Source organism: Pinibacter soli, from assembly GCF_029961145.1.
In the GTDB taxonomy this organism is placed as follows: domain Bacteria; phylum Bacteroidota; class Bacteroidia; order Chitinophagales; family Chitinophagaceae; genus Pinibacter; species Pinibacter soli.
In genome coordinates this window covers 2,541,211-2,560,449 of record NZ_JASBRG010000007.1, presented here as the reverse complement: position 1 = coordinate 2,560,449, position 19,239 = coordinate 2,541,211, and the positions used below count along the sequence as shown (strand labels likewise).

Genomic DNA, 19,239 nt, shown 5'->3' with positions numbered 1-19,239 from the left:
TGTTTTGCCTCCTATGCCTCCCAATTCGTTATAACTCATTTCGAAAGCTGCCCTATTAATTCTTAATTATTAATTATTAATTGGCATTTACGACTGCCAAGTTTTCGTTATGATGTAAAAACAATAAATTGCGCAAACTAAAATCCTTTATCATGGAAAATGTAGAAACCTCTTTACTCGATGTAAACTTAACAATCGACACACAAAGCGATCGAAGCCTGCGCGAAACTGCCAAATGGAACAAGTTCCTGGCAATCATTGGATTTATTTTTGGTGGATTTTTCATACTTGCCGGAGTGTTTGCAATAGCCGGAAGTAGTTTTTCAGCAAGCACTGAAGCAATCTTTGCATTTGGTTCAGGCATTGGGGCAGTTATCGTTTTCCTGGTTTTTGCCGTGTTGTCTATTTTACCTAATATATTCCGCTACAGATTTGCCTCGCAGGTAATACAGGCATTGGACACCAACGATCAGGTGACGCTTAGTTCGTCTCTTAATAACTTGAAAATTTTTTACAGATTCTATGGGATCATAATGATAGTGATGATTGCTTTTTATGCACTCGCCATCTTTTTTGCATTCTTAGGTAGATCGCGTGGATACTAAGTTATTCTTGCAACAATTTCGGACGAAAAAATTATGCACAATTAGTGCAGAACGAATAAACTAAAAAGCAAAACCATGCAGCTTACTTTGTACATTGCATGGCTTTTGAAAAATGTGAATTCATGCTGTCAAGACTTTACATACAGAATTACGCGATCATAGATGAGATTGAGATTCATTTCTCAAACAAGTTGAATATTATCACTGGTGAAACCGGTGCCGGTAAATCCATTGTAATGGGCGCATTGTCGCTCATTCTTGGTGAACGTGCAGATAGCAATGTGCTGCTGCAAAAAGACAAGAAATGCTATGTGGAAGGCTATTTTAAAGCCAGCACAAAAAGCATCACGAGATTTTTGAAAGAGAATGATCTCGATGAGGAAGAGCAAATAATTATTCGAAGAGAAATTGCTGTAAACGGCAAATCAAGAGCGTTTATAAATGATACACCGGTTACGGTGAGCCAGTTACAGCAATTGAGCAGCATGCTGGTAGATCTGCATCAGCAGTTTGATACACTTGCTTTGGGCGAATCAGATTTTCAGAGAGAAGCTATCGATGCACTTGCAGGAACTGAAGATCTGCTAAAAAAATACGCCGGAGTTTATACGCAACTAAGACAAGCCGGTAAGAAACTGGCAGATTTAAAATCGCAAAAAGATTCGTTTAACAAAGAAGCCGATTACCACAGGTTTTTATACAACGAATTGGAAGAAGCAAATCTTACCGAAAACGAACTGGAAGAAGCCGATGCGGAACTAAAACTGCTTAGCAATTCTGAAAATATTAAAGCCGCACTTACCAAGGTTTTTTACGAACTAAGCGATGGCGAGCAACCTCTTGTGCAGCATTTAAAACAAATCGCCAATAGCCTGCAATCATATACAGATTATCATCCTTCGCTCCCGGCCATTGTACAACGATTGCTGGCTGCGCAAATTGAATTGTCTGACCTTGCCGACGAAACCGAAAGTATCAATGACAAAGTGAATCATGATCCGCAGCGAATGGAGCTGTTGAATGAGAGATTGACGCTTGGTTACAAGTTGCTTAAAAAACATAGCCTGCATACAACTGCTGAGCTACTTTCTTTGAAAGATGATCTTGAAACGAAGCTGCAAGCTGCGCTGAATGTGGATGAAGAAATTGCATTAGTTGAAGCAGAAGTAACTCAGCTAACAGCTAAAGCGGTAGACCTGGCGGAGAAAATTTCTGCAAAACGAAAAGCTCAGGCAAAACCTTTTGAAGATAAAGTGAACAATTTGCTGACTCAGGTTGGTATGCCAAATGCACGCCTGAAAGCAGATATAACCGGCAGCAGCGAAGATGCACTTCACGAATATGGACTTGATAATATTGAGTTCCTGTTCGATGCGAATAAAAGCAACCGTTTCGCACCCGTTCGCAAAGTGGCCAGTGGCGGGGAACTTAGCAGACTGATGCTTTGTATAAAATCGCTGGTAGCAGCGTCTATGGATCTGCCGACGATGATCTTTGATGAAATTGACACCGGTATTTCGGGCGAAGCTGCTAAACAAGTGGGCGTGATTATGAAAGAACTGGCAACGTCCAGACAAGTAATCTCTATTACCCACCAGCCACAAATTGCCGGAAAAGCAGACGCTCATTTCTTCGTGTATAAACAAATGGCTGGCGAACGTGTTAAAACAAATATCAGGCAGCTATCAAAAGATGAGCGTGTAACGGCTATCGCGAAAATGCTCGGTGGCGAGCAACCGAGCGCTGCAGCGCTGGAAAATGCCCGTGAAATGGTAGGAGTGTAGAGAATTGAAAGTTGAAAATTGAGAATTGAAAGTTGGAAAAAATGTTAAACGCCTTGCAGTTATACCAAAAAGGCTAACATTGCCGACAGGACAATTTTTGACTTTTTATTTTTTACTTTTCACTTTGCCTTATCTTAGCCGCCCAAAAGAACCAATTAGTTTAATAATTCAATATGGCTTACAATTTATTAAAAGGGAAACGTGGTATCATCACAGGTGCATTAGATGAAAATTCTATTGCATGGAAGGTAGCTGAAAAAGCGCATGAAGAAGGTGCTACTTTTGTTTTAACCAATGCTCCAATTGCAATGCGCATGGGCGAAATTAAGGTGTTGGCAGAAAAGACCGGATCTGAGATCATTCCTGCTGACGCTACCAATGTAGATGATCTTACAAACCTGTTTGTAAAATCCCAGGAAGTGTTGGGCGGTAAAATTGACTTTGTTTTGCATTCTATAGGGATGAGTGTAAATATTCGCAAAAAGATACCGTATGCGGAATCTAACTATGAATATTTTATGAAAGGAATTGATGTTTCTGCAATGTCACTGCACAAAATGCTAAGCGTTGCACGCAAACTGGATGCTATAAATGAGTGGGGAAGTGTTGTAGCGCTTACTTACATGGCGGCCCAACGTACTTATCCTTTCTATACAGATATGGCCGATATCAAAGCAATGCTTGAATCTATTGCACGCAGCTTCGGTTACCACTATGGCATAGAAAAGAAAGTGCGTATCAACACTGTATCACAGTCTCCAACCAAAACTACAGCAGGTAGTGGCATTAAAGGCTTTGGCGATTTCTTTGATTTTGCAAACGAAATCGCTCCCTTGGGCAATGCGGATGCGGCATCTTGCGCCGACTACTGTGTTTCACTGTTCTCAGACCTTACACGTATGGTTACTATGCAAAATCTTTTCCATGATGGGGGATATTCATCAACTGGAATTAGCATGGAGATCATGAATAAGTTAGGTTTGGAAAACGCCGAATAATCAAATAATTATTCCATAAAAAGAGGCCATTTCAATATTAGGAAATGGCCTCTTTGCTATATCGAGCGACTTTATTTCTTTTTTGCCACCACGATCAATTCTACGTTAACCTTGTCTGACATGGTGATGCTGCTGCCTCCCACCTCAAAGTCGCGGCGATTCAGTTCAAAGCTGCCTTTAAACGTGTAAATGTCTCCCTGAGGCGTGGCGGTGAATTTGAAACTGACTTCTTTGGTGACCCCTTTTATGGTAAGTTTTCCTTTTACATTAAAACTTTTACCGGAACCAGTAATGCTTTCGCTGACAAAAGTTAAGTGAGGATATTTTTCCACGTTAAAAAATTCTTCCTTACGTAGATGATTATCACGCATATCATTATCCGTATTGATAGACTTTGAATCTACGTGAACATTGAAAGAAGATTTTGAAGACTGGTTTGGATCGAAAGTTATTTCTCCCTCTAAACCGCTGAATGTACCGTGAACGGTTACACCAAGGTTTTTAATGCCAAATCCGATTTTGGAACCAGAAGCTTCCGGTGCGTATTGCTGGGCATATGAAAAGCTGCAAATGAAAATAGCTATCAACAGAGCAGCGAGAAATTTATATCCTTTCATGAAATTTGCTTTTAACCTTTGATTCGATATTGTTTAAATGGTTTAAATATTATTAGTCCGCAATACGATTTTTGAAATTAATGAAATAATCATTCCGTTAAGGGAAAGAGTTGATAGCCGGTTGTTAGTTATTAGTTATTAGTCAGGCTCTAATGACGACTAATCAATACTAAAGCTTAACGACTAACAATTCTCAACGACCAACTTCTACCATAAACAAACGTAATTTCCTTCTCTGGGGTTGTTTCCAATTCGCCCAATATTTTGTGCTACATTAGAATACGCAAACGGGTCATATGTTAAAAGATTTTTTCTTCGATCTTCTTGATGAGTATACGACAAATAACACTGTGATTGCGAATTGCTGGGAGGAAATTGAGAAAAGTTATGGCAACAAGAAAAGGTACTACCATAATCTTTCGCATCTTGAAAATCTTCATGCGGAGCTTACTGCATGCAAAGACCAGATAGCAATGGAACGTGATGATGTTTGCGCTCTTTTATCACGATATAGTTTACAATACTTTCAGGAAGAATAATGAAGTGAAGAGCGCCGAACTAGCTGAGAAAAGGCTTTCTTCGTTAAAGGTTCCGCCAAAAGACATTAGGTTTGTGTAGAAATGATCAATGCTACGAAGGACCATGATTTTTCTGCGAATGCAGATATGAATTTGTTTACAGAGTATGCGATTTACCCCGATCTTATATATAAACCCGGCCGCAAGCAAGTGTTACTACATTTCCTGGAAATGAAGAGAATATTTAAGACTAAGGAGTTCTATGAGAAATATGAAACTGCTGCGAGGGAGAATTTGAAGAAAGAGTGGCTGGTTGTTGGTTGATAGCTTTTATTGTTGAACAGCGGTCATTGATGCCTAACAACTAAGAACTTCTCAGTTATTATAAAAACAAAAACCGCTCACCATTCAGTGAGCGGCAGAATATGTTTCCGAGGTTATTTCTCCTTATTGATTAATATTCATCCTCATTAAAGAAAAAGTCTTCCTGTGAAGGATAATCGGGCCAGATATCATCAATACCCTCATAAATTTCACCTTCATCTTCCAACTCCTGCAAGTTTTCAACAACCTCAATTGGAGCGCCGCTACGGATGGCATAATCAATCAACTCATCTTTGGTAGCTGGCCAGGGTGCGTCTTCAAGATAGGATGCTAATTCGAGTGTCCAGAACATCTTTCTACTTTTTTTATTAGTAAACGTAAAGGCAAACGAAATATTTGCATTTACCTAATTTTTTCGCAAAAGTAGTGGTTAAAATGGTATTTCCAAATCTGATATTGTGGGTGGTCATAAAGTTTTTATTAATATTGCTTTACATGTCCTAAAATGTAGCAACTGCGGCATTTTTTGATAGTTTTCTTGTTAAAACCGAAATATAAAAAAGCATGCTCACAGCCCGGGAAATCCACAAAAAATATGGCAGTCTGGAAGTATTGAAAGGAGTGGACATAGATATTAACAAAGGCGAAATAGTAAGTATTGTAGGATCCTCGGGTGCCGGCAAAAGCACGCTGCTTCATATTTTGGGCACTCTTGATAAGCCTGATAACGGCACTGTTGCTCTCGAAAATGTGAATTATCACCAGCTTTCAGGTAAAAAACTGGCCGCATTTCGCAATACACACATAGGTTTTGTATTTCAGTTCCACCATTTATTACCCGAGTTTACTGCGCTGGAAAACGTTTGCATTCCAGGTTGGATAGCGGGAAAAAGAAAAAGGGATATTACGGAAAGGGCCGCGCATTTATTAGATATTTTAGGTATTGGTACCCGGAAGGATAATAAACCACAGGCGCTTTCAGGTGGCGAACAGCAAAGAGTAGCTGTTGCCAGAGCGCTGATTAACAATCCTAAAATTGTCTTCGCAGACGAACCCACCGGAAATCTCGATTCAGTAAACGCGAGGGAGCTTCACCAGCTTTTCTTTGATCTGCGCAAACAATTTGATCAAACCTTTCTTATTGTAACCCATAACGAAGAGTTGGCGCAAATGAGCGACAGGGTGCTGCACATGAAAGACGGGAAAATGTTGTTGTAATTTGAAAATTTGAGGATTTGAAAATTTGAAAATGCTTTTGGCGGGTTCTTCTTCATTTATTCTTTTCTCTCGGATATTCGAGAGTTCATTTGAAAAATGAAAAGCTGCACAGAATGAATTTTCAAATTTTCAAATCCTCAAATTTTCAAATTAAGCACTGCTCTGAACTCACCAGATAAAAAAACATTTTTTCAAAAAAAACTCTTTACCTTTACTGTAATAAATAAAATTACAGTTGAGCAACAGTCGTTTTGCAATATCACTTCACATTCTCACCTTATTGGATCTGATGGGAGATGAGCTTCAGTCTTCAGAATGGATTGCGGGCAGCATCAACATTAATCCTGTATTGGTAAGAAAAGAACTAAGCAATTTACGTCAGCATGGTTTAGTGGAAAGTAAAGAGGGTAAAAATGGTGGCGTGTATCTTGCGAAGCCGGCAAATAAAATCCTGTTATCAGAAATCTACGAAGCCGTAAGACAAGAATCTGCGTTAGGAACAAAACGCACAGACCCCAACCCCAAATGCAGAGTGGGTAAGCAAATAAATAAACATCTCGACAATCTATACAATGAGGTAGAAGATACCTTAATGCAAAAGCTTGGCAAAAAATCACTGGCTGAATTTGCAGGTAAATTCAACTAAATTTTTTTTGAACATAACTGTAATAAAAAATATTACAATATGAATTAAAAAACAATAATTATGAAACTAGCAGTAATCGGAGCCTCTGGCTTTGTTGGATCACATGTTGTAACAGAATCTTTAAGTCGTGGACATAATGTGATAGCGATTGTTCGTCATCCTGAAAATGTAAAAGTGAATGATTCAAAATTAACAGTGGTTAAGGCTGATGCTTTTAATGTGGAAGAACTCGCTGCTTCTTTAAAAGGCAACGATGCCATTATAAGTGCTTATAATGCCGGATGGACTAATCCTAACATCTACAACGATTTTCTGAAAGGATCGCAGGCCATCCAGGAAGCAGCAAAGAAGGCGGGTGTTAAAAGAATACTGGTGATTGGCGGAGCAGGCAGCCTGGAAATCGCACCCGGCGTGCAATTGGTAGATACGCCACAGTTCCCTGCAGAGTATAAAGCCGGTGCGCAAGCTGCAAGAGACTATCTAAATATCATCAGAAATGACAACGAATTGGATTGGTCATTTTTAAGTCCTGCGATCCTGATGCATCCGGGAGTTGACACCGGTCGTACCGGAAAATATCGCACGGGAAATGACCAACCGGTATTTGATGCCAATCACGAAAGTAAAATTTCTGTGGAGGATCTTTCCATCGCAATTCTTGATGAAATTAAAAATGGAAAATTCATTCGCCAGCGTTTTACAGTAGCATATTAAACTTATTAAGAGCGATGGGAAAAACTTCATCGCTCTTTTTACAACCTTTCGACACTCCGCAACAAAGGGCTTGGTCCTGCAACCGAAGATGACAAAAAGTTTTGGGCAAATAGAAATGAGCAAACCGAAAATGCGATGCGTAAAATGATATCACTGGAAGGTACTATGACGGAATATCTTGACGGTGCAGAAGATCAGTCACGCATAAGCCCGGATGCCCTACCACTACGACCTGTATTTTTCAGAAAAAGAACGAAATAAAGAGATTCAACTTGATCTTCTTTACAACTATCAAGAGAGTATTAAGCAGTATTCTAAATGGCAGGAATACTTAAGAACAAATCAACCGCCTGTATTAATTACCCGGGGTGAAAATGATGCTTCGTTGGCAGCCGCCGTTGCAATAGTGTATAAGAAAAATCTACCCGATGCAGAACTATATTGGTTTCACTCCGTACATTTTGCGTTGGAAAAATTTCATCTCAAAATTTCGAAACTGATCAAACCTTTTCTGAATAAAATCAATCTATTTAAGTAGCTGTAATATTCTTAAAAGTGTAAAACGTTGATATTCAATGTTAGTTGCGGTTTGGTCAGTTTAGATAAAAACTAGCCAGCCACTGGCTAAATGTTGATCAGTGTATTCTGATAATTAATGTTATATGAGTGTGATTATATTTTAATATAATTACTTGCGCTGAATTTTGTTAATAATTGGCAAAAAAAAGTGACTAATAACAGTTTTATAGGTAAATATTACGGTAAATTGCAAAGAATCTTTAACCTGAGAAATTGAGTAATGAGTAGCAAAGATATCTCTTTTGTACTACCGTTGTACAAACCCAACCCGAACTGGCATCATCGTTTCTTGGATAACGTAGTTAAGGCACGGTCGATTTTTCCTTCATCGGTAAATATCGAATTCGTTATCGTAAACGATGGTTTTGAAACGCCGGAATTACTAAATCTTTTTGAGGTGATCTCAGAGAAAGATCCCTCTATTACCTTTATTTCTTACCCGGATAACAAGGGCAAGGGCTATGCGTTGCGAACGGGCGTCGAGAACGCATCCGCACCTTATGTGGTTCTAACGGATTTTGATTTTCCGTATGAGCATGAAAATCTTCTGACGATGTACCATGACCTTCAAAAAGGCTATGAAGTTGTTACGGGAAAACGTAATCACACGTACTACAAGAAATTACCATTGAAAAGATGGCTCATCTCCAAGGGGTGCTCCTGGCTCAATAGAAATTTCCTTTCATTATATATCAATGATACTCAGTCTGGCATCAAGGCTTTTAACGAGGCCGGGAAAAAGGCATTTCTTGCTACTACCATCGATAGATTTCTTATCGACACGGAGTTTTTGCAACTTGTTACACACAGAAATTTGCGCACCAAAATAAATGAGGTGTCATTGAGGGACGATGTGGTATTCTCAAACATGGGTTATGCAGTACTGAAAACAGAGTTGAAAAATTTTGCGCAGCTTGTAAAGCAGCGCAGGAGATTTGAGAAGGAGAAAAATGTGCCTTCAATTGCGCAAACTGAGCAATTGTCTGATATTATTGCATAGTAAAGTTTTGGGTAATAAGTTCTGAGTTTTAAGCAGGAAGAATCGTGCCTCCTGTTAAAGTTCTCAACCAGTTACACCATATCAACATTTTTGATCGAATTTTTGTGCAAAATTTTGAAAAACAAACCGGCTTACATACTTCTTAGTTTTGACGTAGAAGAATTTGACTTGCCTCTGGAATATGGTCAAATCATTTCAGCGGAAGAGCAAATGGCGACCGGTTTTCGTGGCCTGCAAAGTATGCAGGATGTTTTGACTGCAACTGACGTCAAAACCACATTGTTTACAACCGCCCATTTCGCTCAGCACTATCCTGCTGAAATGCTTGCTCTCGCAGCAAAGCATGAGATTGCTTCTCATACTTTTTATCACTCAGAATATGAAACCTCGCATTTGTTGCAAAGTCGCAAAGTGCTAAGCGACATATGCAAAACTGAAGTAACAGGACTGCGTATGCCGCGATTACGAAAAGTAGAGATGAGCGATGTATTCGCGGCAGGTTATACGTACGATTCTTCCATTAATCCCACTTATTTGCCGGGTAGATATAACAACCTGAAAATATCGCGGACAGTTTATAAAGAAGAAAATATAGTGCGTGTACCTACCTCAGTATCGCCGCATTTACGCATTCCTCTTTTTTGGCTCGCGTTTAAAAATCTCCCTTATTTGGTGTATAAGAATCTGGCGATTCAAACACTAAAGCAAGATGGTTATTTGTGTTTGTACTTTCATCCGTGGGAATTGACAGACATCAGCCAGTACAAAGTACCGGGCTACACAAAGCGCCATAGCGCAAACAATGTGCTAAAAGAAAGAATGATAAGGCTAATAAAAGATTTATCTCAACATGGAGAATTTATAACTACGCAGGAGTTTCTACGTGTGCGTTTAGCATAATTAAAAAATAAAAAATCAAAAAGCTGTACCCGATATTTTTACTTTTTAATTTTCACTTTTGAATTAGCGTTAGGCGTTCACACCCTCGGTTTCCATGCGATCTCTTCAACATGTGACAAATGCGCCACATATCTTGCCAATACAAAAAGATAGTCGCTCAATCTGTTCAAATATTTGATCACAACTGCTTCAACGGCCAATTCCTGGAACTGCATGTTTACACATAACCTTTCTGCGCGGCGACAAACGCAACGTGCAATATGCGTTTGTGAAACTGCAACGCTGCCTCCCGGCAAAATGAAATGCTTCATTGCCGGCAAAACGGCGTTCATTTTATCAATTTCCTTTTCCAGTAGTTCAACGTCACTTTCTTTAAGATCAGGAATTTTGAGAGAAGGTTCTTTATCAGGATCACATGCCAGTGAAGAGCCAACGGTAAACAAACGGTCCTGTATTTCTTTGAGTAAAATTTTGCTGTGACTATCCGTAATCAGGTCATTGACCAACCCGATGTATGAATTCAATTCATCTACCGTTCCATATGCTTCAATGCGAATATGAGACTTGGGAACTTTCGTACCACCTATTAAAGACGTTGTTCCTTTATCACCTGTTTTGGTGTAGATTTTAGTAGCCATGGGAGAAATGATTGAATAACTGAATGGTTGAGTGCCGAATAGCCTTCTTCGATTGAATAACTGAATGATCGAATAAATTGAATGACTGACTGTAGTTTAAAGTTCAGTTATTCAGTTTATTCAATTATTCAGTGCGCCGCTGCCATCTCCTTGCGCTTGTCCGTTTCTATCACGCCGTCGCGGAGACGAACAACCCTGCGGGCATAAGCTGCGATATCTTCTTCGTGGGTAACCAGAACTACAGTATTTCCCGCCGCCTGAATGCTGCCAAAGAGTTCCATGATCTCAACTGAAGTTTTGGAATCAAGGTTTCCTGTCGGCTCATCAGCAAGAATGATGGAAGGATTGTTTACCAGTGCGCGGGCAATTGCCACGCGTTGTATCTGACCACCGCTCATTTCATTTGGTTTGTGATGGCTTCTGTCTGCAAGGCCCACTTTTGCCAATACTTCTTTTGCCATTTCGAGTCTTTGCCTTTTTGCAATACCTGCATAGATCAACGGCAGGGCCACATTCTCTGCAGCAGTTAAGCGAGGCAGCAAATTGAATTGCTGGAAAACAAAACCAATCTCCTTGTTGCGCACTTCGGCAAGGGCATCATCTGTCATGGTGCTCACGTTGCTTCCGTTTAATATGTATTGTCCTGCCGTGAGAGTGTCGAGGCAGCCAATAATATTCATCAGTGTGCTTTTCCCAGAACCTGAGGGGCCCATCAGTGCAACATATTCATTTTTAAAAATATCCAGTGATATGCCTTTCAGTACGGGAAGAGCTTGTTTTCCCATAAAATAGCTTTTCTGGACATTTTCAAGATGAATGATAGATTGATCCATAGAGAGGTTATGAGTTGTGAATTATGAGTTAGGAGTCGGAAGCTGCAACCCCAAGTCAAAAATAAAAAGTCAAAAATCAAAATTCGGCTTACAGATTAAACGTACAAAACTCCCTTCATTTTCAATTTTCAACTTTCCATTTTCAATTACTTCTGTATCACTTTTGGCACTTTAAAATAGTCAGAATCTGCCAAAGGTGCGTTTTTTAGTGCCTCATTTTTAGGCATGGAACCTTTTACCACATCTTCCCGGAAAGCATCGGTTACGCTGGTCATGTGCAGCAATGGTTCTGTACCGGTAGTATCCACTTCCTGAAGTTTCTCCACAAATGCAATCATTTTCTCCAAATCGCTTTTAATTTCCTGCTTTTCCGCCTCATTAAAGCTTAATCTGGATAATGCCGCCAGGTTGTCCACTAATTTGTCTGTTACTTCCATATTCCAAAAATACGGGGAACAATTTGAAAATTAGATAATTTGAAAATTTGAAAATTGGGTGTGTCACATACTTTTCTTGGAAGATAAATGCTTGGAATTCTAAATTTTATTGAATTGTTGAATTTTTTTACAAAACCCAGTTGAAAAATCTGCGGTCAGTTACGCCTTCCATTTTCAAATTTCCATATTTTCAAATTTCCACATTGGGTATTCCCGTTTTCAAATTTTCAAATTCTTATCTTCGCCCGGTTATGGAAAAAGGGAAAAAACAGATAGTAATGAGTGGCATCCGTCCCACAGGTTTTTTGCACCTCGGCAATTACTTTGGGGCATTGCGCAACTATGTGCGCATGCAGGATGAATATGAATGTTATTTTATGGTGGCGGATCTGCATTCGCTTACCACACATCCTGATACAAAAGAACTGAAAGGACATGTACATCGCGTATTGGCTGAGAATATTGCTTCGGGTCTCGATCCCGATAAAGCTGCGCTTTTCTGCCAAAGCCATGTGCGTGAAACAAGCGAATTATATCTTTATTTAAATATGCTGGCCTACAAAGGTGAGCTGGAAAAAACACCTACTTTTAAAGACAAGGTGAGACTGCAACCAGATAACGTAAATGCTGGTTTGCTAACTTATCCCGTGTTGATGGCGGCGGATATCCTGCTTCACCGTGCGGCGCTGGTGCCGGTTGGTAAGGACCAGGAGCAGCACCTGGAAATTGCCCGTACATACGCAAACAGGTTCAATCACCGTTATAGTGATGTTTTTCCTGAACCGCAGGCGTTCAACTTCGGCCAGGCGCTGGTAAAAGTGCCAAGCCTGGATGGTGAAGGAAAGATGAGTAAAAGTGAGAACCAGAATGCAACTTTGTATCTGGCAGATAGTGATGATGTGATTCGCAAAAAGGTGATGAAGGCAAAAAGCGATAGCGGCCCAACCGAACTAAACTCAAAGAAACCAGATTATATCGAAAATATTTTCCTCTTGATGAGCCTGGTAAGTGGCAAAGATGTGATCGAAAAATTTGAAGCTGATTATAACAATTGCACCATACGCTACGGTGATATGAAAAAGCAACTGGGAGAAGACATGGTGAAGTTTATTGCACCTATCCGTGAAAAAGCTGAAAGCATCCGCACAGACGAAAAGTATTTGAAAGAGGTGATGGAAAAAGGCGCGGAGAAGGCAAGAAAAAGTGCTAACGCAACCATGGAACAGGTTAGAGAACACATGGGATTAGTTTATTAATTTACATACCCTAATAAAAATTTGACTGTTTTACATTTTATTTCATGGCTAAAGCAAAAAAACCTAAACACATAGCGATTGCCGGAAACATCGGTGCAGGTAAAACCACTTTAACGGAAATGCTGAGCAAGCATTACAAGTGGATACCGCAATTTGAAGATGTTGACCACAACCCGTATCTGAATGATTTTTATGAAGACATGCCCCGCTGGAGCTTCAATCTTCAGATCTTCTTTTTGAACAGCCGTCTTAATCAGCTGCTGGATATTCACAGAGGAACAGAGACCGTTATTCAGGACAGAACCATCTATGAAGATGCGAATATATTTGCGCCAAACCTTCATGAAATGGGGTTAATGAATAAACGTGATTTTGACAACTACTATAAATTTTTTCAAACCCTGAAAGGAATGGTGCAGCCTCCGGACCTGATGATCTACTTGCAGGCCTCCGTTCCAACTTTGGTTGCGCAAATACAAAAACGCGGCAGGGAGTATGAAGAAAACATCAGGCTTGATTATTTGAAACGCCTGAATGATTATTACAACAAATGGATCGAATCATACAAAGAAGGTCCACTGTTGGTGATTGATGTTGATAAAAACAAATTCGCAGAAAACGAAGAGCATTTGGGTGATATAATCAACAAAATTGATTCGCAGTTGTACGGATTGTTCTAGTTTTTTTCCGGCAAAATAATTGAAGCGCTGGCCCTATGAGAGCCAGCGCTTTTTTATTTACAAATTGCTGAATAACTGAGTAACTGAATAACTGAAGGGATGACTATAGAATTTGACCTGTGGTACTTTAACTATGGTCGTGAGGTAAAGATTCCGATAGTCTCACCCAGTTATTCAGTTACTCAATTATTCAGTTACTCAGTGAACTATGGCTCATTGTATTTGTTTAGAAAACCTACGTATGAAGCGAATGATCTATTCCATGGCAATTCCACTTTCTATTGCTTTATCGGCAAATGCGCAGGACACGATACCGCCGGATAAATTATACGGCGAGTTATTTGTCGACGTGCAGATGAACCGCATTTTCCCTGATGGGAAAACGTTTGTGGATTGTACTGCCAAACGATCTCCGGCTGCAATTGTAGAGGATTACACAAAAATCAAGAAAGCTCCAACTGCTGATTTTTCGTTGAAAAAATTTGTGGAAGACAATTTCGATTTGCCACTGGCGCCGTCCGACAATTATAAAACGGATAAAAACGCTGATGTGCAAACGCATATCAAACAATTGTGGCAGGTGCTGAAAAGAAATCCGGACAAAACTGTTGCAGGAAGCACGTTGTTGCCTTTGCCCAACTCTTATATTGTACCCGGTGGAAGATTTCGCGAAGTATACTATTGGGATTCTTACTTCACTATGCTTGGTTTGGAAGCGAGTGGGGAAACTGCCATGATTGAAAATCTCGTGAATAATTTTTCGTGGCTTCTAAGTCAATATGGACATGTGCCCAATGGAAATCGCACCTATTATTTAAGCAGATCGCAACCGCCGTTCTTTTCTTTGATGCTCGATTTATTGGCTAAGAAAAGCGGAGATAAAGTGTATGCAGAATATCAGCGTCCATTGCAAAGTGAATACGATTACTGGATGGATAAAACTGCACCCACGAAACACGTAGTGAAAATGCCGAATGGAGATGTTTTAAACAGATACTACGACCAATATGAAACGCCCCGCCAGGAAAGCTATCGGGAAGATGTAGAGCTTGGCGCAAAAGCAAATGAAGCCGTAAAAAAAGCACGCTACAGAAGCCTGCGCTCGGCAGCAGAAAGCGGCTGGGATTTCAGTACAAGATGGTTTGCCGATGGCAAGAATATTTCTACCATCGAAACGACCAACTTTTTACCGGTAGATTTGAATTGCTTGTTATATCATTTGGAAATTACTTTGTCAAAATCATACAAAGCAACCGGCGATTTACTGAGGGCAAATTTGTACACGCAAATTGCTGAGAAACGTAAAACTGCTATCAACAAATATTTATTCAACGCAGCTGATGGCTGGTACTACGATTACAACATCAGCGGAAAAGCGTTGAGCAATTCGATGACGATTGCCGGCATCACACCGTTTTATTTTGCGCTTGCGCCAAAAGAAAGAATTGAAAAAGCTGCAGGTATTGTTGAAAAGAAATTTTTAAAACCGGGTGGCGTTGTTACAACGCTTAAAAACAGCGGTCAGCAATGGGATGCGCCGAATGGCTGGGCGCCGCTGGAGTGGATGGCGATCAAAGGTTTGGAACAATACGGAAAAAATGATCTCGCCAAAGAAATTGCCAAACGCTGGATCGACTTGAACGTAAAAGTCTATAAAGCCACCGGCAAAATGATGGAGAAATACAATGTTGAAAATATCGATGCGACAGCGGGTGGCGGCGAATATCCATCGCAGGACGGTTTCGGTTGGACGAATGGCGTGTTGATGCAATTGATGAAGGAATATCCGACGCCGTGATGCTTTACATCGGATTGTTGCATGTAATGAATGTCGGTAGAGACGCATTGAATGCGTCTCCGTTACCCCCAAACGTTTAACAGCAATATTCGGGGCGCATAATTTTTACGTTGCATTGTTTCGGTGCAAGGGAGACGCGTTCAACGCGTCTCTACAGGTTACGACGTGTAAAATTTATCCTTTTCCCATTTGTTTGGATTGTTGATTATATAGTTTGAGATAGTGTAAAATGATTGCTGTGTCCGAATAGTATGATCATGAAATCTTTCCTGCCAGCCAAATTCTTTTCCTGATTTTTTAGCATAACCAGTTACTGCAGCTTTGTATCCTTTAATGATGGAAGAAAGGTTGTGACGTTGCGGTCCGAATGTGTTTGGCGTCCAGTCTTGCATTTTACGATTGTATTCATTTCCTCCAATCATAATGACGCCATGAATATGATTAGGCATTACAATAAATTCCCCCAATTCGATATTCATATCTGCTCTTAATGAAGGCGTTTCAAACCAAGCCTCTTCGGCAAATTGTCCTATTGATGATTTCTGTAGATAGGCGCTGTCATTGGATTTGACAATAGATCCGAAATAATGAAAATGTTCTCGTGTACAAATAGTGATAAAATAGAATCCGGGACTTCCATAATCCCATGTTGAAAGCCTTGACGATGGAATACGAAATTTGTTTTGAAATAGTTCTGCCATTGGTGCTGTTTTGATGGCAGTATCCGGTAGAGACGCATTGAATGCGTCTCCGTTGCACAGGTTGAATGTAGATGTACAACGTTAGGTTCGGCACGAAAGTATGGTAATTGTTTCATTTTAGCTGCCACCTCTGGGCGCAAGGGAGACGCGTTCAACGAGTCTCTACGGAGTTAATACCCCGCATATGCGCTATATTCCTTCAAACCTTCAGAAATTTTTTGCGACCATCGTTGCTGCGCATCTTTAATCAAAGAGTGATCTGTTTCGCTGTCATATTGTTTTTGCACCTGCTCATGTTCTGTCATGATGCGCTGATAGATTTCCGGCAGATCTGTACCAACTGTTTTCTGATTAAACTTATATTCCTTCATTGCCTTGTTTAGCTTCCGGGCATAAAGTTCCGAGATATCAAAGTGTACTTGCTCGTGCGCCAAAACGTAGCCGTTTTTAACGCGCATCCATGATTTTGATTTATCAAAAAAGCAATTGATTTTATATGTAAACCCGCTTGAATTGTAACCCATGTCCATTTTGATAGAGGTATTTGTCAAAGCGGCGTTGGTGTAAGAAGATTCTATGGGAGCTCTAAAATCTTCGATTGTTATTTTTTTAACTGCATTCCAGCGAATAAGATTGCCGGACTGAGCCTTTGCAAACGATAAGGATAATAGAAGAATAAAAAGGTGGATAATTTTCATTCTACAATTTAAAAAAACGATTTCTTAAATCAGTGTTAAGTAATATCCGTCTCGTTTGCCAGAATGCGGATGATAATTGAGCGTATTACCTCGTTCTTGTTCGGTTCCTGGAATCTCGCTCTTGCGTTGGTAGACAAAATTCTTTCTCTGTCATAAAAAAAGAAAGGTAAGCTATTGACTGCAAGCTTGCTATCGAGGAGTTCATTGCAAAGTGTCAGCAGAGATTTGCCCTCCTGCAATTTCAAAAAATGGTTGAGAACGGTTAACCAAAAAATAGTTAACGTTTCATGGTACCCGCTGTCGCCGGTGTTTTCCGTGCCTATCGCCAGATTGTAGGAGATAATTCTCGAACGCATTCTGCAAATGGCTTCATCCAACGCGAAATTGTGTACATGCCAGAGGCCCACTGTTAGATGTGCAGCATGGGTCCATTCAGATTTTGGGAGCGTTTTATTATTGAACTGTTCAACGAGATGCTGAATTTCTTGTTCTGATGAATAATGCAATGAAACTAAATTTGAGAGTTGAGATATCGATTATTGTTTCCAGCGTTTTAAGGAAGGAATTCCTTTTGTAAAAAAGCCGGCAATAAAACCCGGGAATCCCATTTGTTTGAGTTTTCCCTTTACAAAAGATTGCATTTCAGCAGCAGTGATATTTGGTTGTGTGAATTTTCCATTTTCAAAACAGTAACTGCAGTACATAGTGCTTTTTGAACCATCTGTATTGGTGCCGCCGCCTTTAGGGTCTCGCTTTAGCGGCATTCCGCAGCTTTGACAATTTTTGTAAACATCTGCCATAAAAACTGATTGAAAAATGAAGTTAGAAAAGGTTGTCTAAACTAGAAATTATTTTAACCACTGGTGCTGCAGATATAACTGAAAACAATATCCTATGCGTGTTGTCCTCAGCCTTTTTCAACGGCTAGTCTCCCCGCTTTTATTTCTTTTAGAAAGCTTTCATAATCCTTTTCCGTTTGGTCCGCATAGGCGGTTGCAAAATTGCTGATCGCTTCTTCAAAAGCTTCGCTTTTGCCCATATAAGAACTGATGAGTTCTGAGTTACCTGTTTTTGCATGTGCCCGTGCGAGCATGCGCCCGCAAAGGCGTGCATAAGCCGTAAGCAATGCTTTGCTGAAGTGTTCTATGGTTGGTGCAACTTTACGGTCCCTCAATTGTCGCAGATAAAAATGCCTTCCAGCCGGGCCGATGCTCCAGCCAAGGAATATGTCGCTTGCAGCCTGTACCAATCGCTGACCTTCCACTACTCTTTGTCCCTGGTGTAGATATTTGCTAAGTTGTGTATAAGGTTCCAGCACACTTTGTCTTGCCTCTTTCACTTGCAGGAAAAGCGGTTCTTTTTTATCGTTCATCAACAGCACAACATAACATCGTGTTCCCACGCTGCCAACGCCAACAACTTTAAGGGCCACGTCCACTATTTCATATTTTGTTGCCAGCCATTTACGATCGTGTTGCAGCGTATCAAAATAGTAACTCATGAATGAGCGCATGTATTCTTTATCTTTCTCCACATCAAAAGTGTGATAGATGAGCGGGGGCTGATCGGTGATTTCAAGTTTTCCAAAAACCTCTTGTGTGATCTTATAAAACACTTTTTCAGGCGTTTCCTTATGTGCCTTTGCAATGGAATCATCCAGGAAATCTTTGATGGTTTCGTTCTTTGTTTTGCCGGCAAGTGTTTCAATATCAAACTTCATGTACCATAGGTCCAGCATGCTCATTTCCGAAAAAAGAAACATGTGCTTGCGATAGGATTGCGCCACAGTGTATGCCAGCTCCTGTCCATCAATTTCTGCAAGATTGTTATTTCTGCCTGCCAGCACAAAACTGGTGGCAAGGCGCTTAACATCCCACTCCCACGGCGCAGGATGCGTTTCATCGAAATCATTGGCGTCAAACACCAATGTTCTTTCCGGTGTGGCAAAGCCGCCAAAATTCATGATGTGACAATCACCTATCGCCTGCACATTGATTCCCGTATTTGGCATATGTGATAGGTCGTAAGCCATAATAGAAGCAGTTCCCCTGTAGAAGGCGAACGGCGATGCGCTCATGCGTGCATGGCGAATAGGAACGAGATCTGGTAGCCGGTCATAGTTTGACTGCTGTATAAAACTTAATATTTCCGGCCGGTCTTTGCTGGTTGCAAATTCGCCCTGTGAGCTTCGGCTCACTTTTTTCCGGATCTGTTTGCCTTCTTCAACTACATTCTCGATCATGGTAAATAGCTGTTTCGCAATAGATAACATTAAGTTCTTACTAATGTTTAGAT

24 protein-coding genes are annotated in these 19,239 nt (G+C 40.4%); 14 read left to right on the top strand and 10 right to left on the bottom strand.

Translation table 11 applies throughout. From position 1 onward, the window contains the following. The first annotated feature begins 152 nt into the window (after positions 1 to 152). The 3 genes from QJ048_RS20815 to QJ048_RS20805 all read left to right on the top strand — a co-directional run bounded on the left by QJ048_RS20815 (position 153) and on the right by QJ048_RS20805 (position 3,387). Positions 153 to 605, top strand: coding sequence for a hypothetical protein (locus QJ048_RS20815; RefSeq protein ID WP_282336358.1), 453 nt, complete (start codon positions 153 to 155; stop codon positions 603 to 605). 122 nt (positions 606 to 727) lie between these two features. Then, a complete protein-coding gene (gene recN / locus QJ048_RS20810; protein WP_282336357.1) occupies positions 728 to 2,389 on the top strand; it encodes a DNA repair protein RecN in 1,662 nt (553 codons plus the stop codon). Between the two features lie 173 nt (positions 2,390 to 2,562). Beyond that, positions 2,563 to 3,387, top strand: coding sequence for an enoyl-ACP reductase FabI (locus QJ048_RS20805; RefSeq protein ID WP_282336356.1), 825 nt, complete (start codon positions 2,563 to 2,565; stop codon positions 3,385 to 3,387). A gap of 71 nt (positions 3,388 to 3,458) precedes the next feature. Here QJ048_RS20805 and QJ048_RS20800 read toward each other — a convergent pair whose 3' ends face one another. Then, a complete protein-coding gene (locus tag QJ048_RS20800; protein ID WP_282336354.1) occupies positions 3,459 to 4,004 on the bottom strand; it encodes a YceI family protein in 546 nt (181 codons plus the stop codon). A gap of 296 nt (positions 4,005 to 4,300) precedes the next feature. Between QJ048_RS20800 and QJ048_RS20795 the strand changes: the two genes are divergently transcribed. Both QJ048_RS20795 and QJ048_RS20790 read left to right on the top strand, forming a co-directional pair. After that, on the top strand, positions 4,301 to 4,543 hold the full coding sequence (locus QJ048_RS20795) for a hypothetical protein (protein ID WP_282336353.1): 243 nt from the start codon (positions 4,301 to 4,303) through the stop codon (positions 4,541 to 4,543). An 81-nt stretch (positions 4,544 to 4,624) separates the two neighbouring features. Further along, complete coding sequence (locus QJ048_RS20790; RefSeq protein WP_282336352.1) at positions 4,625 to 4,846, top strand: hypothetical protein; 222 nt, start codon at positions 4,625 to 4,627, stop codon at positions 4,844 to 4,846. A 130-nt stretch (positions 4,847 to 4,976) separates the two neighbouring features. On the opposite strand, the gene QJ048_RS20785 is transcribed toward QJ048_RS20790, so the two are convergent. Beyond that, positions 4,977 to 5,198, bottom strand: a complete 222-nt coding sequence (locus QJ048_RS20785; protein ID WP_039131553.1) for a DUF2795 domain-containing protein — start codon at positions 5,196 to 5,198, stop codon at positions 4,977 to 4,979. Positions 5,199 to 5,410: 212 nt separating this feature from the next. On the opposite strand from QJ048_RS20785, the gene QJ048_RS20780 reads away from it, so the two are divergent. The 6 genes from QJ048_RS20780 to QJ048_RS20755 all read left to right on the top strand — a co-directional run bounded on the left by QJ048_RS20780 (position 5,411) and on the right by QJ048_RS20755 (position 9,903). After that, complete coding sequence (locus QJ048_RS20780; protein WP_282336351.1) at positions 5,411 to 6,064, top strand: ABC transporter ATP-binding protein; 654 nt, start codon at positions 5,411 to 5,413, stop codon at positions 6,062 to 6,064. 235 nt (positions 6,065 to 6,299) lie between these two features. Continuing rightward, on the top strand, positions 6,300 to 6,710 hold the full coding sequence (locus QJ048_RS20775; RefSeq protein ID WP_282336350.1) for an RrF2 family transcriptional regulator: 411 nt from the start codon (positions 6,300 to 6,302) through the stop codon (positions 6,708 to 6,710). A gap of 60 nt (positions 6,711 to 6,770) precedes the next feature. Continuing rightward, complete coding sequence (locus tag QJ048_RS20770) at positions 6,771 to 7,424, top strand: NAD(P)-dependent oxidoreductase (RefSeq protein ID WP_282336349.1); 654 nt, start codon at positions 6,771 to 6,773, stop codon at positions 7,422 to 7,424. Positions 7,425 to 7,559: 135 nt separating this feature from the next. Further along, positions 7,560 to 7,685, top strand: a complete 126-nt coding sequence (locus QJ048_RS20765; RefSeq protein ID WP_282336348.1) for a hypothetical protein — start codon at positions 7,560 to 7,562, stop codon at positions 7,683 to 7,685. A 538-nt stretch (positions 7,686 to 8,223) separates the two neighbouring features. After that, the gene (locus QJ048_RS20760; RefSeq protein ID WP_282336347.1) at positions 8,224 to 9,003 is read left to right on the top strand and encodes a glycosyltransferase family 2 protein; all 780 of its coding nucleotides are present in this window, start codon (positions 8,224 to 8,226) and stop codon (positions 9,001 to 9,003) included. 114 nt (positions 9,004 to 9,117) lie between these two features. Continuing rightward, a complete protein-coding gene (locus QJ048_RS20755) occupies positions 9,118 to 9,903 on the top strand; it encodes a polysaccharide deacetylase family protein (protein WP_282336346.1) in 786 nt (261 codons plus the stop codon). 77 nt (positions 9,904 to 9,980) lie between these two features. Here the strand turns inward: QJ048_RS20755 and QJ048_RS20750 are convergent, their stop codons facing one another. From QJ048_RS20750 to gatC, 3 genes are all read right to left on the bottom strand, one after another. After that, positions 9,981 to 10,541: a cob(I)yrinic acid a,c-diamide adenosyltransferase gene (locus tag QJ048_RS20750; protein WP_282336345.1), complete on the bottom strand. Its 561-nt coding sequence runs from the start codon at positions 10,539 to 10,541 to the stop codon at positions 9,981 to 9,983. A 128-nt stretch (positions 10,542 to 10,669) separates the two neighbouring features. Then, on the bottom strand, positions 10,670 to 11,374 hold the full coding sequence (locus QJ048_RS20745) for an ABC transporter ATP-binding protein (RefSeq protein WP_345774538.1): 705 nt from the start codon (positions 11,372 to 11,374) through the stop codon (positions 10,670 to 10,672). A 146-nt stretch (positions 11,375 to 11,520) separates the two neighbouring features. Further along, positions 11,521 to 11,811, bottom strand: a complete 291-nt coding sequence (gene gatC / locus QJ048_RS20740; RefSeq protein ID WP_217790633.1) for an Asp-tRNA(Asn)/Glu-tRNA(Gln) amidotransferase subunit GatC — start codon at positions 11,809 to 11,811, stop codon at positions 11,521 to 11,523. Between the two features lie 251 nt (positions 11,812 to 12,062). On the opposite strand from gatC, the gene trpS reads away from it, so the two are divergent. From trpS to treF, 3 genes are all read left to right on the top strand, one after another. Beyond that, on the top strand, positions 12,063 to 13,067 hold the full coding sequence (gene trpS, locus QJ048_RS20735; protein ID WP_282336343.1) for a tryptophan--tRNA ligase: 1,005 nt from the start codon (positions 12,063 to 12,065) through the stop codon (positions 13,065 to 13,067). A 44-nt stretch (positions 13,068 to 13,111) separates the two neighbouring features. Then, positions 13,112 to 13,747, top strand: a complete 636-nt coding sequence (locus QJ048_RS20730; protein WP_217790632.1) for a deoxynucleoside kinase — start codon at positions 13,112 to 13,114, stop codon at positions 13,745 to 13,747. 241 nt (positions 13,748 to 13,988) lie between these two features. Further along, complete coding sequence (treF, locus tag QJ048_RS20725; RefSeq protein ID WP_282336342.1) at positions 13,989 to 15,545, top strand: alpha,alpha-trehalase TreF; 1,557 nt, start codon at positions 13,989 to 13,991, stop codon at positions 15,543 to 15,545. A 158-nt stretch (positions 15,546 to 15,703) separates the two neighbouring features. On the opposite strand, the gene QJ048_RS20720 is transcribed toward treF, so the two are convergent. The 5 genes from QJ048_RS20720 to QJ048_RS20700 form a co-directional block, all read right to left on the bottom strand. Next, positions 15,704 to 16,246, bottom strand: a complete 543-nt coding sequence (locus QJ048_RS20720; protein ID WP_282336341.1) for a transposase — start codon at positions 16,244 to 16,246, stop codon at positions 15,704 to 15,706. A 170-nt stretch (positions 16,247 to 16,416) separates the two neighbouring features. Next, positions 16,417 to 16,944 (bottom strand): DUF922 domain-containing protein, encoded by a 528-nt coding sequence (locus tag QJ048_RS20715; RefSeq protein ID WP_282336340.1) that lies wholly within the window; start codon positions 16,942 to 16,944, stop codon positions 16,417 to 16,419. A gap of 35 nt (positions 16,945 to 16,979) precedes the next feature. Then, positions 16,980 to 17,450, bottom strand: a complete 471-nt coding sequence (locus QJ048_RS20710; RefSeq protein WP_282336339.1) for a hypothetical protein — start codon at positions 17,448 to 17,450, stop codon at positions 16,980 to 16,982. A gap of 30 nt (positions 17,451 to 17,480) precedes the next feature. Then, entirely contained in the window at positions 17,481 to 17,744 is a 264-nt protein-coding gene (locus QJ048_RS20705) for a zinc ribbon domain-containing protein (protein WP_282336338.1), read from the bottom strand. 107 nt (positions 17,745 to 17,851) lie between these two features. Next, positions 17,852 to 19,216 carry a DUF2252 domain-containing protein gene (locus QJ048_RS20700; RefSeq protein WP_282336337.1) on the bottom strand — a complete coding sequence of 455 codons (1,365 nt, stop codon included), beginning with the start codon at positions 19,214 to 19,216 and terminating at the stop codon, positions 17,852 to 17,854. Positions 19,217 to 19,239 lie beyond the last annotated feature (23 nt).

What these genes read in the sequence shown, in the direction of transcription:
- QJ048_RS20815 (WP_282336358.1), top strand. Translation starts at nt 153, where the DNA reads ATGGAAAATGTAGAAACCTCTTTACTCGATGTAAACTTAACAATCGAC.
- recN (WP_282336357.1), top strand. Translation starts at nt 728, where the DNA reads ATGCTGTCAAGACTTTACATACAGAATTACGCGATCATAGATGAGATT.
- QJ048_RS20805 (WP_282336356.1), top strand. Translation starts at nt 2,563, where the DNA reads ATGGCTTACAATTTATTAAAAGGGAAACGTGGTATCATCACAGGTGCA.
- QJ048_RS20800 (WP_282336354.1), bottom strand. Translation starts at nt 4,004, where the DNA reads ATGAAAGGATATAAATTTCTCGCTGCTCTGTTGATAGCTATTTTCATT.
- QJ048_RS20795 (WP_282336353.1), top strand. Translation starts at nt 4,301, where the DNA reads ATGTTAAAAGATTTTTTCTTCGATCTTCTTGATGAGTATACGACAAAT.
- QJ048_RS20790 (WP_282336352.1), top strand. Translation starts at nt 4,625, where the DNA reads ATGATCAATGCTACGAAGGACCATGATTTTTCTGCGAATGCAGATATG.
- QJ048_RS20785 (WP_039131553.1), bottom strand. Translation starts at nt 5,198, where the DNA reads ATGTTCTGGACACTCGAATTAGCATCCTATCTTGAAGACGCACCCTGG.
- QJ048_RS20780 (WP_282336351.1), top strand. Translation starts at nt 5,411, where the DNA reads ATGCTCACAGCCCGGGAAATCCACAAAAAATATGGCAGTCTGGAAGTA.
- QJ048_RS20770 (WP_282336349.1), top strand. Translation starts at nt 6,771, where the DNA reads ATGAAACTAGCAGTAATCGGAGCCTCTGGCTTTGTTGGATCACATGTT.
- QJ048_RS20765 (WP_282336348.1), top strand. Translation starts at nt 7,560, where the DNA reads ATGCGTAAAATGATATCACTGGAAGGTACTATGACGGAATATCTTGAC.
- QJ048_RS20760 (WP_282336347.1), top strand. Translation starts at nt 8,224, where the DNA reads ATGAGTAGCAAAGATATCTCTTTTGTACTACCGTTGTACAAACCCAAC.
- QJ048_RS20750 (WP_282336345.1), bottom strand. Translation starts at nt 10,541, where the DNA reads ATGGCTACTAAAATCTACACCAAAACAGGTGATAAAGGAACAACGTCT.
- QJ048_RS20745 (WP_345774538.1), bottom strand. Translation starts at nt 11,374, where the DNA reads ATGGATCAATCTATCATTCATCTTGAAAATGTCCAGAAAAGCTATTTT.
- gatC (WP_217790633.1), bottom strand. Translation starts at nt 11,811, where the DNA reads ATGGAAGTAACAGACAAATTAGTGGACAACCTGGCGGCATTATCCAGA.
- trpS (WP_282336343.1), top strand. Translation starts at nt 12,063, where the DNA reads ATGGAAAAAGGGAAAAAACAGATAGTAATGAGTGGCATCCGTCCCACA.
- QJ048_RS20730 (WP_217790632.1), top strand. Translation starts at nt 13,112, where the DNA reads ATGGCTAAAGCAAAAAAACCTAAACACATAGCGATTGCCGGAAACATC.
- treF (WP_282336342.1), top strand. Translation starts at nt 13,989, where the DNA reads ATGAAGCGAATGATCTATTCCATGGCAATTCCACTTTCTATTGCTTTA.
- QJ048_RS20720 (WP_282336341.1), bottom strand. Translation starts at nt 16,246, where the DNA reads ATGGCAGAACTATTTCAAAACAAATTTCGTATTCCATCGTCAAGGCTT.
- QJ048_RS20715 (WP_282336340.1), bottom strand. Translation starts at nt 16,944, where the DNA reads ATGAAAATTATCCACCTTTTTATTCTTCTATTATCCTTATCGTTTGCA.
- QJ048_RS20705 (WP_282336338.1), bottom strand. Translation starts at nt 17,744, where the DNA reads ATGGCAGATGTTTACAAAAATTGTCAAAGCTGCGGAATGCCGCTAAAG.
- QJ048_RS20700 (WP_282336337.1), bottom strand. Translation starts at nt 19,216, where the DNA reads ATGTTATCTATTGCGAAACAGCTATTTACCATGATCGAGAATGTAGTT.